This window comes from Leptospira montravelensis, assembly GCF_004770045.1.
Taxonomy (GTDB): domain Bacteria; phylum Spirochaetota; class Leptospiria; order Leptospirales; family Leptospiraceae; genus Leptospira_A; species Leptospira_A montravelensis.
The window spans coordinates 191,529-208,300 of the sequence record NZ_RQFO01000017.1 but is presented as its reverse complement, the minus strand read 5'-3'; the positions used below and the strand labels follow the sequence as shown (position 1 = coordinate 208,300).

The window sequence follows — 16,772 nt, the reverse complement described above, 5'->3', positions numbered from 1 at the left end:
ATTTTTCTCTAAACGATAGGTCGACAATGAAAGTATAGGTTTATTTCAAAAAGGATGATGGCTGGATGATATTTGCACAAGTAATGAAAGCATATTCTGTAGAACAAATACGATTGTTGGAAGATAAAATGAATGCCTATGAAAATTGGGTCTTCTTGCTGATATTACTTGTTGCCGTACTTATCCTAGTATCTGTCCTACAAAGACTGACGATTGCAAAGTTAAAAAGCATTGAAACTTCTAAAACCAAATTGATGGGAAAAGGTACAATTTCAAATGTAGGTCTAGGTCGTTTAGATTTTAATGAAGTTCCCATTGCCGACATTCATACCATTACACAAACTCCAATTCACTCCGAGATGACAATACATGGTAAAGATTTGTTGGATCCCGGTATGGTTTTTAAATATCTTATTGCATTAGACATTAATAAAGTTATTACCATTGGACAAAGAGAGGGGAGTATCATCACTCGGTCCACCGAAGTTTTAGATCATCACCTAACTTTGGATATAAGTGCAATTGATGTTTCTAACATGGAGATTTTATCTTATACTGTAGAATTGAGAAGAGAAGGAAAAGTTCTATTACAACTACCTGGTGCTCGGGGTTTTCGAGAAATGGGTATTAAAGAAAAAATTCATATTTCTAAAGCTCTTTCTTTTGATGGGGAACCTTGTTTTGAATCTTTCAATCCTAAACAACCATTGCGATTTCGAATCGGTAGTCGCATTAATGTTGATGGCAAGTTTAAGTCGGGATATTTTGAATTTCATTTGTACAGTAAAGATGTGTTTGAAAAAACTTCCAACGGGACAAAACGAACCGAAAAACATTTTTATTTGAAGTTGGTTAAGATTTTTCCTGGATACGACACTGCCGGTCAGACAAAAGAAGGGCTTGTTCCTATGCTTACGCGGTTTGGGGGTGGGGTGTGAATCTTATATCCCCGCCCTGATTTGGGTGGGGAACTAGACCCGCCTCCCAATACACACCTCTTACCACATCTTTTCCTTTCTTACAAAACCCTTTCTCAAAATCAAAAATTCTTTTCCAATAAGTTCATCTTTTCCAAAGTCGGTCTCTGAAAAAAAGATCCCTCCCTAAAACAAAAAAGCCAAGGTTACCCTTGGCTTTTCCATCGATCTTTCTAACGAAACTTAAATTCGAATCTAAAATTCGCTATTTAAGCTCTTTCTACGATCATTGATCCTGCGATCCCACCGTGTGCACAAGCAGTCACTAACACTTTTTTCACGTCTTTGTTTTCTTCAAAGTCCATGATTGCGTTGTGAAGGAGTCTCACACCAGTAGCACCAAACGGGTGTCCAATGGAGATAGATCCACCGTTCGGGTTGATTTTTTTCTCATCAAATTTCTTTTCCCAGTCAAGACCAGTTCTAGATTTGATTTCTTCAAGAGCCGCTACAGCTGTTGCAGCAAATGCTTCGTGGATTTCGATGATGTCGATGTTTTCGATTTTATCACCAGTTTCACCAAGAAGAGCAATCGTTGCTTCTGCTTGTCCAAGACCCATAAGGTTTGGATCTACACCGCGCATGTTAAAACCATTCACATAAGCTTTTGCAGTCAGACCTAATTTTTTAGCCGCATCTTCAGAAGCTACAATGATACCAGCCGCTCCATCAGAACGTGGACTTGCATTGAAGATAGAAAGAGTTGGTCCATGAGATTTTTTTAAGTATTTACTGTATTTTTCTTTGAACTGGTCAAATTTCATTTGAGGGTTGTCAAAGAGTAACATTGCTCGACCCATACGAGTAGGGTTTTTTACAAGACCTTCACGAAGAAGAACTGCTTCGTCAGCTTGTAACATATTCCCTTCATCATCTTTCACTTCCATAATATATGGTTTGTAACGACCTTCTTGTGTGGCATCAAAGGCACGTTTGAAAGATTCGTAAGCTACTTTGTCTTGTGTTTCACGAGCAAGTGCATAGTTTTGTGCGAGAATTTCTGCCGTTACTTGCATTCCGAAAGAAGTTTCTCCATCACCAAGTCCGTCTTCTAGTGTATCACGAAGTTCCACACCTTCTGGAAGGTCGTTTGGAAGAAGTTTTACAAGTGAATCTAAACTGTTTGTTTTTTTGTTAAGACGCGCATTTTTCACAACAAAAGGCATAGAAGTTTGTGATTCTTCCCCAATGACGAGGAAAACTTTTCCTTCACCAAGGGAAATACGGCGAGTAGCTTCCGCAACTGCTTCCAAACCAGATACACAGTTGTTTGCAACAGTAAGGCAAGGAATTTCCATAGGAAGCCCAAGTAAGTTTGCAATCACACGTGCCGAGTTAGGTGCGTTAGAAAAACCTTCTCCCACGATCACACCGTCAATATCAGTAGGTTTTAATCCACTGCGTTTCATTACTTCTTCACCAACGATTTTACCAAGGTGGTGACCAGAGTACTGCGAGAGTGCCTTTCCAATTTGAGCAAAAGGAGTTCGTGCAGGTGCTGCGAGTACTATCTTTTGTGTTACTTTCATATAAAATCCCTTCTTCCTTTCTTTAGACTAAAACTTTAGTTACCTAAACAATTACTTCGCAAGCCACTTCATCATCGAACGTAGTTTCGTTCCTACTGCTTCGATAGGGTGGGCTGCATTTTTTTCTTTGAGTTTTTTGTATTCTGGGTATCCCGCTTTTGTATCCGCCATCCAACGTTTAGCGAACGCTGCACCTTTATCTTTTTGGATATCAGTGAGAACGTCTTTCATACGAGCTTTTACACCAGCATCAATGATACGTGGTCCGCTGATATAATCTCCATACTCTGCAGTATCAGAGATAGAATAACGCATACGAGCAAGGCCACCTTCATAAATCAAATCAGTGATGAGTTTCACTTCATGTAAACATTCGAAGTAAGCGATTTCTGGATCGTAACCTGCTTCTGTTAGTGTTTCGAATCCACTCATGATGAGGTTGGCAACACCACCACAAAGAACCACTTGTTCCCCGAAAAGGTCAGTTTCTGTTTCTTCACGGAAAGATGTTTCTAAAATTCCAGCTCTTCCTCCGCCGACTCCACTTGCGTGAGCAAGGGCGCGAGCTTTTGCTTGGCCAGTGGCATCTTGGTAGATGGCAATTAGGCATGGAACTCCACCACCTTCAGTGTAAACACGGCGAACAAGATGTCCTGGACCTTTCGGAGCCACCATATACACGTCTACGTTTTTTGGAGGAGTGATGAGATCGTAATGGATGTTAAATCCATGAGAGAATACAAGAGCCTTTCCTTCAGTAAGGTTTGGTTCAATATCCGCCTTATACATGTCAGCTTGGATTGTGTCTGGAGCAAGGATTTGGATGATGTCTGCTTTTTTTGCAGCTTCCGCAACATTGTACACTTCAAAGCCAGCTTCTTTGGCTTCTTTGATTGATTTAGATCCGTCGCGAAGTCCAATAATGACTTTCAAACCAGAATCTTTCATGTTTTGAGCTTGGGCGTGACCTTGGCTTCCGTAGCCAATCACTGCAATGGTCTTACCTTTAAGGAGATTTAGATCGCAACTGTCGTCGTAATAGATATTTGCCATGGATGGGCACACTTCCTGCGGAAAATTTAACTTATTTTTCCATCATTTTTAACTATAAGGAGGGAAACAAGAACGAATTAGGGCGCCTTTCCTTGCTGGTTCCGGACTCCGCGTTCGCTTCGGTCCTTCGGACGGCTAACGCCTCCTCCGCATCAAGGGCGCTTAGTGACATAATATTTTTTTCCCTTGTCCAGGAATTCTCTTACTAGTCCAAACGATCGGCATAGGTGATATCCGCAAATGCGGAAACCCTCCATTGGCGCACGGGAATTTTCACCCTATACTAAACTTATGATGAACCGAATCAATTTAGAATCCGTTGAAAAACTAAACCGACAAAGACTCGTTAGGTTTATTTGTTCCTTGTTTTTTGTAAGTGGACTTGCGGTCTTGGGAGGCGGTTGTATTTCTCCTGACCTCGTCCATGACTCGTACTATACAAGACACCCCAGCCAAAATGGTCACAACTACCACCAATATCCTTATCCCTACCAAGGATCGAGAGGAAGTTATGGTGTTCCGTATCCGCATCATGGAGGAGGAAACCAGTTCCAAATCCCAAGGTCTCACGGTGGTGGTCATAATCCTTTCCATGTCCCTGCCGGAAGATACCATAATGTTGGCAGTCCCGGGAAATGGAGGTTATAGGTCTTGGAAAATTTAAACTTAAATACGATTTCTTCGGATGGGAATGACAAATACCGTACGTTCTGTCCGAAGAAATCGGAGTCCCACTTCCGATTGGTTTCTTCTATTCGTTTTCTTTGTATCTCAGTTTTTCTTTTGATCGGTTGTGCGAGTTTGCTTCCACCCGAACGGAGAGTGTATCCGAAAAATCCTGTCACTTTGCCAAAGAGTATGGACATCCATAAGTGGATGGAAACTAAGAAGAATCAATATCCAGATCGATTGCGAAGTTATTCTCCATATCCGGATTCATATAAGATTTTGTTCTATCGAAAGAAATTCACAAATTTAGGATCATTTATTTCCTGTGGTGCGTTTCTTCGCCAAACGAACATTCATACGATTGAAATCATTGAAATGGTCTCCAATGTAAACTATGCCAATTATGAAAAATCTGTCATTCCGAGAGGTGGGGACCTAGGTCCTATGAATGAAAAGGAGAGAACCGAAATCCTACTTCCTTGTATCGAAGAATTTTTAGAACCAGCCCAATCAAAGGAATGATTGATTTGTGAAATATATTTATTTATGCCCAATGATTTTCTTTTATCAATGTGTCTTTGCTGATTTAGAACATCAATTGAAACCATTTTCGGAAAAAACAGCAAAAGAAAAAATGAGTGAGTCCATCACCATCTTAAATCAAAATCGTGTTTTCCAACATAGAGCATTTACTGGTTGGATCGAAATGAATCCAATGTTTGGATTGCCTAGAAGTGAATACTTTGTCAAAAAACAAAATGAAATTGGAACTTCTCGTTACCAATGGAAAACAATTTATATCCATAATATAGAAGATAAACATTTTGAACTTACCAATCTGAAGACAGACTATGTGATTTTTGTTGTCGCAAACCATCCTAAAAGTGATTGGGACCAAAAAAGTTTTGGTCAGGTTTTACAAATGTTAACCATTTGTTTGTTCCCTTGCCAAGAAAAACTGAATTTGGAGGTAACAGTAAAGTTGTATCACAAAAGCCGATTGGTCTCAGAGAAAAAAACATTGCAACTTGCCACTCGTTATATTAGTCCCTGGTATGTTTTGAATCCGCATCAGTTTCAAATGCGAGATCACGGAAATTTGTTCGATGAACCCAGTGTTGTCTCTGCGATGTATTTGCAAGGTTTCCAAGAAGCCATTGATGAGATTTATTTAAATCTGCCGGACGAATTGGTGGAAGAGACGAAGGGTGTGCCTTAAATGAAAGTAAACCATAGATACGAATTTGTAGGGGGGATAGTAAGAGAAATGGATTCTAAAATGGCTCAATTGAACATAAGAAAACAAATGAGACAGAGATGGAGCCGATTTAGAATTGGCTCTCTTGGTCTTTTGATTTGTATATCTACATTTTTTTCGGTCAGTTGTGCAAGTTTACTTCCTCCTGAGAGACGAGTGTATCCCAAGAACCCTGTTTCCTTGCCTAAAGGAATGGACATCCATGATTGGATGGATACAAAAAAGAAACAATTCCCAAATCATTTACGAAGCGATTCCCCTTATGCTGCTGTTTATAAAATTGTATTCTTCCGAAAAGAGAAAACCTTTCTCGGCTCTTATATTTCTTGTAGTGCTTACCTCAGACAAACCAAGGGGAATGCGATTGAAATCGTTGAAATGGCCTCTATGATTAACTATGCAGACTATACCAAACCACTCAGTCGGTTCAATAAAGGTGGAGACTTAGGTCCCATGAATGAAAAAGAAAGAACAGAAGTTCTTCTTCCCTGTATTGAAGAATTTTTAGAACCACCACTGACCAAGGAATAAAACAGAATCAAACTTTGGATGTTTCTTCGGTAATCCCCGAATAACGTATGAGTCCGAGAGTCAAATCATCTTGGATGGCAGCAATTCCTCCAGAAAGTTGGATGACGGATTGGAAAACTTGGTCTTGGATTTCAAAGAGAGGAAGGCTTCGTATATCGCGAATTAAGTGAAGAAGTCTCTCCTCACCAAACATTTGTAATGATTCGGGTTCTCTTGCTTCGGTGAGCCCATCTGTGAGCATTACAATCAAATCCCCCGTTTCCAATTGGAATCTCTCTTCTTCCGCAAGGATTTCGAAAATGGGGGTAATGATCCTTCCCATTGGTTTTAAACTCACAAGAGCACCCGATTTACGAATGATAAAAAGTGGAAAATGTCCAGCCCTTGCAAATGTGAGAGAACCCGTACCTGTATAAAGGTGGAGTAGGCTTGCCGTGACAAAATGTTCCCGAAGGTTGGGGATGATTTGGTGGCGAATGGATTCTAAATTATCTTTAAGGTCAACTGGATCTTGTTTCCATTTTTCCAGTGATGTTTTGACAAGAGCACTTAATAAGGCAGCGGGAATTCCATGCCCAGAAACATCACAAATAAATACACCTAACTCTTGTTTTTCGGGTTTCCAAACAATATCATACAAATCCCCACCCACTTTCATCATAGGGATATTTTTAAAAAGAATATCAACACCTTGTGGCAAAATTTCTTTTTGAGGAAAAAGGGATTCTTGGATGCGTTTGGCCATATCCAATTGTTTTTCAATTTCTGTCCTTTGTTCTTCAATCACAGCGGTTCTTTCTAAAACTTTTTGTTCCAATTCTTCATTAGCCTTTTCTTTTAGCTCATTTAAGAACTGTAAGGATTTTAAAGAAGCAAGTTGTGCTCTTTCTCTTTCTCTGGTGGCTGTCACCAAAAAGTAGGCAATTCCACTGATACAAAACAAAAACGCATCTAAAAAGATAAGGGAATCGTTGATGGAGAGTCCACTTTCATCTCTTCTAGCAAATACACCTTTCCCTTCGATAGTGAGTGTAACAGCAGTAAATGCAAGGACCACTGTGGAGAGAGTGGCTCCAAATTGGCGAAACCGAATGCTTGTCACAATCACAAAGGGAATCGGTAAAAAGAGTAAAGGCCATTCATCGCTAAAAGCAATGGATCCGGAAATATATACTAAAATGATCCAAATTAAAAGTTCGATTTGTTTGCGAAGTTCTAACTTTAATTTTGCTTTAGGATGAAACCAAACGTAAAGTAAAGGTGCAACGATGAGAAAACCGAGCATCTCTCCCGAAAACCAAGTAAAGAATACGTTGAAATAAAGTTCAGAAGATAAAAAATCCCAATACCATAAACTTGTGACACCTAAAATGGTGCTTACCAATGATCCAGGAAAAGTACCTATGCTTAGGAAATAAATTAAATCCTTTGTGGAGTAAATCGGATCACTTTTTTCAGTGACACGTTTGATGATTCGGTAGTTGATAAAACTGCTTAGTGTATTTCCTATACCAATCAGGAATGCTGTTGGTAAATGGGGGTTGTTGAAAAAATTAGCAAGAGTTGCTCCTAAATAAATTCCAGGCAAAGCGACAGGCCCAAGGAGCAAAAGAGAAGCAAGGCCCACTCCTTCCGGTGGCCAAACAGGAGAAACTTGGCTGTTTAGGAAGGCAATTTTAAAACCAATTTGTGCTGAGATGAAGTACCCAATAAAGATGATGGGTGTCCAAATAAAAATTCTTGTATATAGGACTGTCTTCATTCGGATTGAAGCATTTCCCATTCCTCCATTTTGTAAAGAATTTCCGTTTCTATCTTTTGGATTTCTTCAGATATTTTCTGAAGTTCAGTATGATCATTTGCGAATGTACTCAATTTCTTTTCTAATTCTAGTTTTGATGATTCAAGTTTGGCAATCTCTGATTCTAATTTAGAAAGTTTCTTTTGATCTTGTTTTGATTTTTGTGGTTTATCCGTTGTCTGTGTGGCTTGCGGAACTACGGTCTGTTTTGGGGAACTTGGTTCGTTTTCCAATTCTAAAGAATCATTTTCTAAAAAGGAGGAAAAAGTTCCAATGTAATGGTCCAGTTTTCCTTCTTTGCGAAAGATAAGTAGGCTTTCTGCTGTGCGGTCTAAAAAATAACGATCATGTGAGACAATCACAACGGTTCCTGGAAATTCATCTAAAAAAGATTCCAATACTGACAGTGTTTGGATGTCCAAATCATTGGTTGGTTCATCTAAGATGAGAAAGTTTGGTCCAGTCATCAAAATCTGAACAAGGAAAAGACGTCGTCTTTCGCCTCCTGAAAGTTTGGCGATCGGTGTGTATTGTAATTTCCCATCAAATAGAAAACGTTCTAACATTTTGGAAGCAGAAATTTTTTCTCCAGATTCGGTTTCAATCATTTCACCGGCTACATCTTTGATATAATCTAGGACATTTCTCTCTAGTGGGAGTTCGGAACTAGTTTGGTCAAAGTATCCCACCTTTGTGTTCATTCCTGGTTTGATAAATCCACTATCGGGTGTAATGCGACCTGCCATTAAGTTTAAGAGAGTAGACTTTCCAATTCCATTGGGACCAATGATTCCGAGTCTTTCTTTTGCTTTGAAGGTATAAGTGAAATCATTGATGAGTAATTTGTCTGCGATTCCTTTTTTCAAATTATGAATTTCTAAAATAGTTTTCCCTTGGCGTTTCGCAGCCACACTCAGTTCTAGATCTTTTTGTATTTCGCGTTTTTCTCTGTTTTGGAGATCACTCGCACGATCAATCCTTGCCTTTTGTTTTGTGGAACGAGCTTTGGGTTGGCGTTTCAACCACTTCACTTCTTGTTTTAAAAACTGTTTGATTTTATCTTCTTGTTTTTGGAGGGTTTCTTCTCTTTCTACTTTTCGTTCTAAATAAATAGAATAGTTCCCTTCATAGAGAAAATGGCTGCCGCGATCCAGTTCCAAAATTTTGGTTACAATCCGATCTAAAAAATAACGATCGTGTGTGATGAGGATAATGGCCTTGTCGAGTCCTGCCAAATAATCTTCTAACCATAAAATGGATTTTACATCTAAGTGGTTTGTTGGTTCATCCAAAATCAGTAGGTTACTTTCATCAATGAGAGACTTCGCAAGTTCTACTTTCTTTAACATCCCTCCGGACAACTCAGACATCTTTCTTTCTAATTTTTCAACACCTAACTCTTTTAATATGGATTTGATTTGTTGTTCGTAATCCCAAGCAGAAAGCCTGTCCATTTCTTGTGAGGCATTGGTAAACTCATCATCAAGTCCTTCTTCCCCTTCACTCATTCGTTCGCAGATTTCTTCATATTTGCGGATGGTTTTGACAAGTTTGTTATCACCCTTGTAAATATGGTCGAGGATGGTTTCCTTAGGATCAAAGATAGGATTTTGGTCGAGGATTGAAATTTTAAGATTATTGTTTTTAATGATTTGCCCTGAGTCTGTTTCTTCTTTTCCAAGAAGAGCACGGAGTAGTGTGGACTTACCGGATCCATTGATCCCGACAATGGCTAGTTTTTCTCCTTCACTGATAGAGAAGTCAAGATTTGAAAAAAGTTTTTTTTCGCCGATGGTTTTGGAAAGTTTGGATACAGAGACTAGCACAATGTCCATGAGATGGAATGAGGCCCATTCGGACAATCTCATTCAATATTTTGTTATGAATGTACATCCGATTTACCTGCTTTGCTCTGGTTTTTAAGGGAATCCGTTTTTTAGCGTTCTCTCTTTTTTTATTCCAAGACTTACTGGGTGATCATGTTATCAAACAGACAAGATGAATTATACAATTCGATTCTAAGTCGGCAATCCATTCCGGAATCTGTTGTGGGTGGCAAACAAGTCGCCAGTCGGTTTTTAGAAGAATTGTTTTCAATTCTTTTTTCAGGATACCATTCCGAACGTAACTTTACTTCCAAAGATCAAATTTCAGACCAGTTGGAACTCTTCCGTATCCGTTGGAAAAATTTACTAGAACCTTACTCCGTTTATGCGGATAAGGAACTTGGTCGCATATTTGCTTTGGATGATATTTTGCATAATTTCATAGCTAAACTTCCTGGATTATATCAATGGATGTGGGAGGATGCCGAAGCAGCATTTTTAGGAGATCCAGCGGCAGAAAGTATCCATGAAGTGATTCTCGCCTATTCGGGGTTTTACGCTGCTGCCGTCCACCGAGTTGCTAATTATTTTTTTAAGTCGGCTTTGCCTATTTTCCCAAAACTTCTGTCCGGTGTAGCACACGAAGCCACTGGGATTGACATCCATCCTGGTGCAGAAATTGGCAGAGCCTTTTTTATGGATCATGGAACAGGAATTGTCATCGGTGAAACCACCCAAATTGCAGACAATGTAAAGATTTACCAAGGTGTGACTCTGGGTGCTCTCTCGGTAAACAAGTCTTTGGCGAAACAAAAACGACATCCGACGATTGAAGAAGGTGTGGTGATTTATGCGGGGGCCACCATCCTAGGTGGCGACACTGTGATCGGCAAACAGTCAATCATCGGAGGGAATGCTTGGATCACCCAAAGCATTCCTCCTTATTCGGTTGTGTATCAGAAGTCTGAAGTGCGAGTCAGGAGTTCGAATGAAATCCAAGGTTTGGATTTCACCATTTGAACTAAAATCAAATCACTAAATCCCAATCCGATTCTTGCTTCCTAAACTGTACAACACTCGTATGAGTGCATCAATGTCTTCGCAAGAATTGTAAAAAGCAAGTGATGGCCTTACAGTTGATTCCAATCCAAACCTTCTTAAAATTGGTTGGGCACAGTGATGACCGGCTCGCACAGCAATTCCTTCTTCTGCTAGTTTTTTTCCAATCGTTTCTGTTTTGAATCCATCAATGACAAAGGATAACACACCCGCTTTGTCCTTGGCAGTTCCGATCAAACGTAGGCCCGGAACCTTTAACAATTCTTTGGTGCCATATTCCAATAGATCATGTTCGAAGGCAGAAATTTGTTTCATTCCAAACTGATTCAGATATTCGATTGCTGCTCCAAGGCCAACCGCATCAGCAATGTTACCTGTTCCGGCTTCAAAACGAAACGGCGCTTCTTGGAAAGTGGTATGATCAAAGTTGACATCTTGAATCATATTCCCGCCACCTTGCCAAGGAGGCAAACTGTCTAGGATGGATTTTTTTCCGTAAACCACACCGATGCCCGTCGGAGCAAAAAGTTTATGACCACTAAACACAAAGAAGTCGCAATCAATCTCTTTTACATTCACTGGCATATGAGATACGGACTGAGCCCCATCCACAATCACAAGAGCTCCCACTTTATGAGCCGACCTTGTCATCTCCTCTACAGGAACCACAGTCCCGAGTGCATTGGAAACTTGAGTGATGGAAACAATTTTTGTTTTTGAGTTTAACAAACGTTCGTATTCACTGAGAATGATCTGTCCTGAATCATCTACGGGCGCCACTCGTAACTTTGCACCTTTTTTGGCACAAACCATCTGCCAGGGAACAATGTTTGCGTGGTGTTCCAAATGTGTGATGAGAATTTCGTCACCAGCTTGGATGTGTTTGTCGGAGATGATATTGGAAAGAAGATTGATTCCTTCCGTAGTTCCTCTCACAAAAACAATTTCTTCTACACTTCCCGCTCCGATAAATCCTTGGACAAGAGACCTGGCTTTTTCATAAGCATCTGTGGATCTTGCAGCCAGAGTATGGGCCGCACGATGGATATTCGAATTCTCATGGAGGTAAAACTGAGATAATCTTTCGATCACCGAAGTTGGTTTTTGTGTGGTAGCCGCATTGTCGAGCCAAACCAAAGGTTTCCCATTTACCGTTTCCGTCAAAATAGGGAAATCTCTCCTAGAAGTCGCAAGATTTCTACCACCTGACTGCGGTATATTGATACTAGGAAAAGACAAAAACTCAGAATAGGAAAAACCTGTATCCGTTAGTTTTAAGTCTTCTAAATAAGGTAAGGACTCTTTTGGTAAATTTTGCGATGGTAAAACATTTGCTGGAAAACCCGATGTGGAAACGTTACTTTCACCAAACGATTGCAAAACGCCAAACATTTCCTTCGCCATTTTTTCCAGTGTTTTTTCATCTGGAAATGGAGACGAAGAAACATTGGGGAATGAGTCCGGTTTTAGATTTAAAAAACTCGGATCATTTGTATTCATAATAATTTCCCACATCTACATTGTCGAGTGCTGCAATGGCATCGTCAGTAAGTATGGCTGCTGAGCAGTAGAGAGAAATCAAATAAGATCCAATGGCAGATCGGTTGATCCCCATAAATCGTACCGATAGTCCTGGAGTTTGTTCCCCTGGAAGATTGGATTGGTATAAACCCACAACCCCTTGTTTTTTTTCTCCCACTCTCAGAAGTAAAATATTGGAAGTTCCCGCTGCAGATTTTGGATTGGTTTCTCCATTGACTAGAAGTTTGTCTGTTGGAATAAGTGGCAGTCCTCTCCAGGTGAGAAACTGTGTACCAAACATTGTGACTGTGGCCGGTGGAACTCCTCTTCTTGTACATTCACGTCCAAAGGCAGCAATGGCAAGTGGATGAGCCAAAAAGAAAGATGGTTCTTTCCAAACTTTTGTGATGAGATCATCTAAATCATCAGGTGTAGGAGGTCCTTTCCTTGTACTAATTCGTTGGTGAGCCGGTACATTTTTTAGTAGTCCATAATCGTCATTATTGATGAGTTCTAGTTCTTGTTTTTCTTTTACACTTTCAATCGCCAAACGAAGTTGTTCATTGATTTGTTCATGTGGAGAACTGTATAAATCCGAAACTCTAGTTTGTACATCAAGGATTGTGGAAATTAAACTAAGTGTATATTCACGTGGTTTTTCTTCGTAGTTAACAAAGGTTTCTGGAAGTTCTTGTTCTCCTTTTTGTCCGCAAAGTACATCCACTTGTGCATTGGATTTCACACGGTTGACACGAAGGACACCGGCTTCTAAAGGTTTCCAGTCAAGTAACCTAACTAAAAAACGTGGAGTGATGGCACCATACTGTGTTTTTGTTTTTACCGTATTTGCCAGTTGGCGAGCGGCTAAATCTCCCAAAGCGTGTTGGGTTTGTTCTGCCATAAATGACCTCTTTATCGGGAATGGATCATTTACTGTTACTTGATTCCTAAATCACGAATACGAGAATCAATAGGACCTGAGAAAATAGAGTTAAGTTTTGTGCGGAATATTGTGAAAATTGATCAGTAGACTAAACAACTTAATCCAATCGGAGCCAAAGTTTTATCTTTTCAGCGATCGTTTTTAAAACCACAGGTTTAGAAATGTAATCATTCATTCCGCTATCTAGACAACGTTCTTCTTCCCCAGAAAGAGTTCCAGCGGTAAGAGCAATGATGGGAACCATCTTCCCATTTGCTAATTTTCGGATTTCTTTAGTCGCATCATATCCATTCATTTCCGGCATTTGTACGTCCATTAAAACCAATTGTGGTTCCGTTTGGATAAAATTCTCTACGGCTAAGGCTCCATTCTCTGCCTCGATGATGATAGTGCCAGGTATTGATTTTTGAACAATTGCTTTTGTTAACATCATATTGACTGGATTGTCTTCTACAATCATGATCTTTATTTTTTCGTTAATTACGATAGGAGATACTGGCTCATAATTGGTTGTTAGAACCTCTTGATTTTTTCCAGAAATCAGTTTATCTAAACTTTCATACAAAATGTTTGTTTGAATTGGTTTTAAAAGAATTGATTGAATCCCGAGTTCCTTCCCTCGTTTGTAAATACTTTCATCATTCGAGGATGTATGAAGAGATAAAAAAGGTTTTTTTAGATTGTTAGTTTCAATTGTTTTTAAAAGTTTTTCAATGAAATCTAAACCATTCATCTCAGGCATATTAAAATCCGAGATGACAACATCATATATGTTTCCCGAGGAAATAGCATTTAATGCTTCTTTTGCTGTTCTGAAATCGTCAACTTGGATGCCTTTGTGGCTTAACATTTCGCGAATCACAAGTAAATTCGTTTCATTATCATCCAAAACCATTACTTTTTTGATTTCCTTTAACTCCGGTTCGGTGTTTCTTTCGTTATCTGCCAATGTTACTATTTTGAAATAGAAACGAGAACCTTTATCGCGTTCCGATTCGAGTTCCATTTTAGAATCAAATAAGTTTAATAATTTGCTTGATATTGACAATCCGAGACCTGTGCCACCAAACTGACGTGTGGTGGATGTATCTGCCTGAGAAAATACTTCAAAAATTTTCTCTCTATTTTCTGGGCTAATTCCAATTCCTGTATCAATGACTTCAAATAAAAATTCGTATTCGTTATTGTCTTTTGGCTCTGCAGAAATTTTAATTTGGATTTCACCTTTAAGGGTGAACTTCAATGCATTACCTATCAAATTTAAAAGGATTTGTCGTAACCTTAGTGAATCGACAAATATATTTCTAGGAACTTTGGGAGAGATGTTAAGAATAAGTTCGAGTCCTTTTTCGTATGCTTTGTGTTTTACAATCTCGGCAATTTGATGGAGTAAATCATAAATATTCACACGTTCTTTATAAAGTTCCATTTTTCCTGATTCGATTTTGGAGAAATCCAAAATGTCATTGATGAGGTCGAGTAAGGAACTAGCTGAAAGATATACAGTTTCCATGTATTTTTTTTGCACTTGGCTCAGGTCTGTACGCATAAGAAGGTCTGAAAAACCAATCACACCATTGAGTGGAGTTCGGATTTCGTGGCTCATATTGGCTAGAAAATCAGATTTTGCTTGTGAAGCTTTTTCTGCGTTTTCCCGAGCAACAATAAGTGCTTTCTCAAGTAACTTTCGTTCGGTGATGTCAGTATGAGTTCCAATCATTCGGAGGGGTTTTCCATCTTCTGTCCACTCAATGACTTTCCCTCGATCTAAAATCCATTTATAGGAGCCATCTTTACATAACATTCTATGTTCGTTTACGTAAACTGAAGTTTCTCCATTAAAATGTTTATCTAAATCGGCAAAATAATTTCCTTTATCTTCTGGGTGGACTCTTGATTCCCATTCCGAAATATCGGAGCCTATTTCTTCTTCCGAATAACCTAACATGTTTTTCCATTGGTTGGAAAAGAAAACTTTGTTTGTAATCGCATTCCAATCCCAGATCCCATCTCCCGAACCTTCCAATGCAAATTGCCAACGACTTTCACTAGCACGTAAGGCTTCTTCCGTTGCCTTATGAGCAGAAATATCAATTCCAATCCCAAGATAACCGGTGATTTCTCCATTTTTGTTTTTGGTAGCGGTTACGACTAGTTGGACAGGAAACTCTGTTTTGTCTTTACGGACGTAGGTCCATTCACGAGAATCATATTCACCTAACTTCGCTTTGTGGATAAAAGTATCAAAACCTGAAATGGGAATTCCAAATTCACTTGTTAATGAAGCGGAACGGGCTTCGATTTCTTCCTTTCTGTGAAAAATTGCAGGTGTGGTTTTACCGATAATCTCTTCTGCATTGTATTGCAAATGGAATTCAGCACCTTTGTTAAAATGGGTAATGGTTCCTGTAGTGTCTGAACCGATAATGGTCACATGAGTGGTGGCATCTAATAAAGTTTCTAATTTAGAAAGAGCATCTTCTCTTTGTTTGTCTAAGTTTACGTTTCTTGTAATGTCTTGAAAACTACCAAACACACGAATACATTTCCCATCTTTAAATGCGGAATGTCCAATTGTCCTTGCCCACTTAATTCTTCCTAATTTGGTTTTTATTTGTAATACTAAATCATAGGATATGCCTAGAGTTACAGCTTTGTTGAATGCTTCTAATAACATTTGTTTGTGTTCTTCTATGGGGAAAAAATCAAACGCAGTTTTTAGATTTGGTATATAATCGTCGGGGACTTCATGGATTCTTTTGGTTTCTTTTGCCCAAAATAAAGTATTATTGATTAAGTCAACATCCCAGGCACCTACATTGGCAGCAGCATTTGTTTCTTCGAATAAAAGTTTTATACTAGCGAGTTCATCTCTTTGTTTGATGACTTCTAATTCCTTATCTTTTCTTTCTGTGATATCGATAAGATAAGAAATTTTTTCCGTTGGGATGGAGTTGAAGTAACTCACAACACTATAAACAGCAACATAAATATAGTTACCGTCTTGTTTTCGGAATCGAAATTCTCTTTGGTAAGTATTCGATTTATTTTTTAAATGTTCTTTTTCTTCGCGGTTTGATCTTTCTTTATCATCCGGATGAATGAGGTCATCGGGTTTTAACATCCCTTTTTTAAAATCCCCCGTTTGATAACCGAAGTTTAATGACACATTGGGAGAAACATACGTTGTTACGAATTCTGTATCAAATTTATAACGAAAGATCACATAGGGTCCACTGTCCAAAATTACATTTTCGATGCTAAAGTTTGGTTCCCCTCGGAGGATGACTCCTGGTTGGTTTTTGAATTCTAAATAACGCCCCGAAATACGAAAAGGGTTTCCGAGAAGGCTTGTCGTAAACTGAAATGGAGTCCTGTTGGCCAAAGTTTCTTGGCATAAATTTACGAGAATTAGAGCATCTCTTGGTGAGATATGTAGGTCGTTGATATGTTTTCCGACAGAAATAGAATCCGGTGGCAGATAAACATTGGGAGAAGTGCGTGAAAATTGAATTTCTAAAAAAGGATCCAGGTAGATTAGGAATTCGTCAAAACTCTCCACAATGGATTGGTAGTTGAAACTTTCTGCCATGAATTGTTATGTC

13 protein-coding genes are annotated in these 16,772 nt (G+C 39.1%); 6 read left to right on the top strand and 7 right to left on the bottom strand.

All coding sequences use genetic code 11. From position 1 onward, the window contains the following. Positions 1-65: 65 nt before the first annotated feature. Positions 66-938 (top strand): hypothetical protein, encoded by an 873-nt coding sequence (locus tag EHQ31_RS14885; protein ID WP_135571518.1) that lies wholly within the window; start codon positions 66-68, stop codon positions 936-938. A gap of 248 nt (positions 939-1,186) precedes the next feature. Here EHQ31_RS14885 and EHQ31_RS14880 read toward each other — a convergent pair whose 3' ends face one another. Together EHQ31_RS14880 and ilvC are read right to left on the bottom strand one after the other, a co-directional pair. After that, positions 1,187-2,506 carry a thiolase family protein gene (locus tag EHQ31_RS14880; RefSeq protein ID WP_135571516.1) on the bottom strand — a complete coding sequence of 440 codons (1,320 nt, stop codon included), beginning with the start codon at positions 2,504-2,506 and terminating at the stop codon, positions 1,187-1,189. A gap of 51 nt (positions 2,507-2,557) precedes the next feature. Next, positions 2,558-3,559 carry a ketol-acid reductoisomerase gene (gene ilvC, locus EHQ31_RS14875; RefSeq protein ID WP_135571514.1) on the bottom strand — a complete coding sequence of 334 codons (1,002 nt, stop codon included), beginning with the start codon at positions 3,557-3,559 and terminating at the stop codon, positions 2,558-2,560. A 240-nt stretch (positions 3,560-3,799) separates the two neighbouring features. Between ilvC and EHQ31_RS14870 the strand changes: the two genes are divergently transcribed. The 4 genes from EHQ31_RS14870 to EHQ31_RS18970 are packed head-to-tail and all read left to right on the top strand — an operon-like array spanning position 3,800 to position 6,017. Next, entirely contained in the window at positions 3,800-4,207 is a 408-nt protein-coding gene (locus EHQ31_RS14870) for a hypothetical protein (protein ID WP_135571512.1), read from the top strand. 3 nt (positions 4,208-4,210) lie between these two features. Next, positions 4,211-4,750: a hypothetical protein gene (locus tag EHQ31_RS14865; RefSeq protein WP_135571511.1), complete on the top strand. Its 540-nt coding sequence runs from the start codon at positions 4,211-4,213 to the stop codon at positions 4,748-4,750. Between the two features lie 7 nt (positions 4,751-4,757). Further along, positions 4,758-5,447, top strand: coding sequence for a hypothetical protein (locus EHQ31_RS14860; protein WP_244247413.1), 690 nt, complete (start codon positions 4,758-4,760; stop codon positions 5,445-5,447). Further along, positions 5,448-6,017, top strand: coding sequence for a hypothetical protein (locus EHQ31_RS18970; RefSeq protein WP_244247412.1), 570 nt, complete (start codon positions 5,448-5,450; stop codon positions 6,015-6,017). Between the two features lie 7 nt (positions 6,018-6,024). Here EHQ31_RS18970 and EHQ31_RS14850 read toward each other — a convergent pair whose 3' ends face one another. Further along, on the bottom strand, positions 6,025-7,779 hold the full coding sequence (locus tag EHQ31_RS14850) for a PP2C family protein-serine/threonine phosphatase (protein ID WP_135571509.1): 1,755 nt from the start codon (positions 7,777-7,779) through the stop codon (positions 6,025-6,027). Beyond that, complete coding sequence (locus EHQ31_RS14845; protein ID WP_135571507.1) at positions 7,776-9,653, bottom strand: ABC-F family ATP-binding cassette domain-containing protein; 1,878 nt, start codon at positions 9,651-9,653, stop codon at positions 7,776-7,778. The genes EHQ31_RS14850 and EHQ31_RS14845 overlap by 4 nt, the downstream gene beginning before the upstream one ends. Positions 9,654-9,797: 144 nt before the next feature. On the opposite strand from EHQ31_RS14845, the gene epsC reads away from it, so the two are divergent. Continuing rightward, positions 9,798-10,664, top strand: a complete 867-nt coding sequence (epsC, locus tag EHQ31_RS14840; protein ID WP_135571505.1) for a serine O-acetyltransferase EpsC — start codon at positions 9,798-9,800, stop codon at positions 10,662-10,664. Positions 10,665-10,679: 15 nt separating this feature from the next. Here epsC and EHQ31_RS14835 read toward each other — a convergent pair whose 3' ends face one another. The 3 genes from EHQ31_RS14835 to EHQ31_RS14825 all read right to left on the bottom strand — a co-directional run bounded on the left by EHQ31_RS14835 (position 10,680) and on the right by EHQ31_RS14825 (position 16,759). Then, positions 10,680-12,203 (bottom strand): family 2A encapsulin nanocompartment cargo protein cysteine desulfurase, encoded by a 1,524-nt coding sequence (locus tag EHQ31_RS14835; protein ID WP_135571503.1) that lies wholly within the window; start codon positions 12,201-12,203, stop codon positions 10,680-10,682. Beyond that, positions 12,190-13,125 (bottom strand): family 2A encapsulin nanocompartment shell protein, encoded by a 936-nt coding sequence (locus EHQ31_RS14830; RefSeq protein ID WP_135571501.1) that lies wholly within the window; start codon positions 13,123-13,125, stop codon positions 12,190-12,192. The genes EHQ31_RS14835 and EHQ31_RS14830 overlap by 14 nt, the downstream gene beginning before the upstream one ends. A gap of 139 nt (positions 13,126-13,264) precedes the next feature. Next, positions 13,265-16,759, bottom strand: a complete 3,495-nt coding sequence (locus tag EHQ31_RS14825) for a PAS domain-containing hybrid sensor histidine kinase/response regulator (RefSeq protein WP_135571499.1) — start codon at positions 16,757-16,759, stop codon at positions 13,265-13,267. Positions 16,760-16,772: the final 13 nt, after the last annotated feature.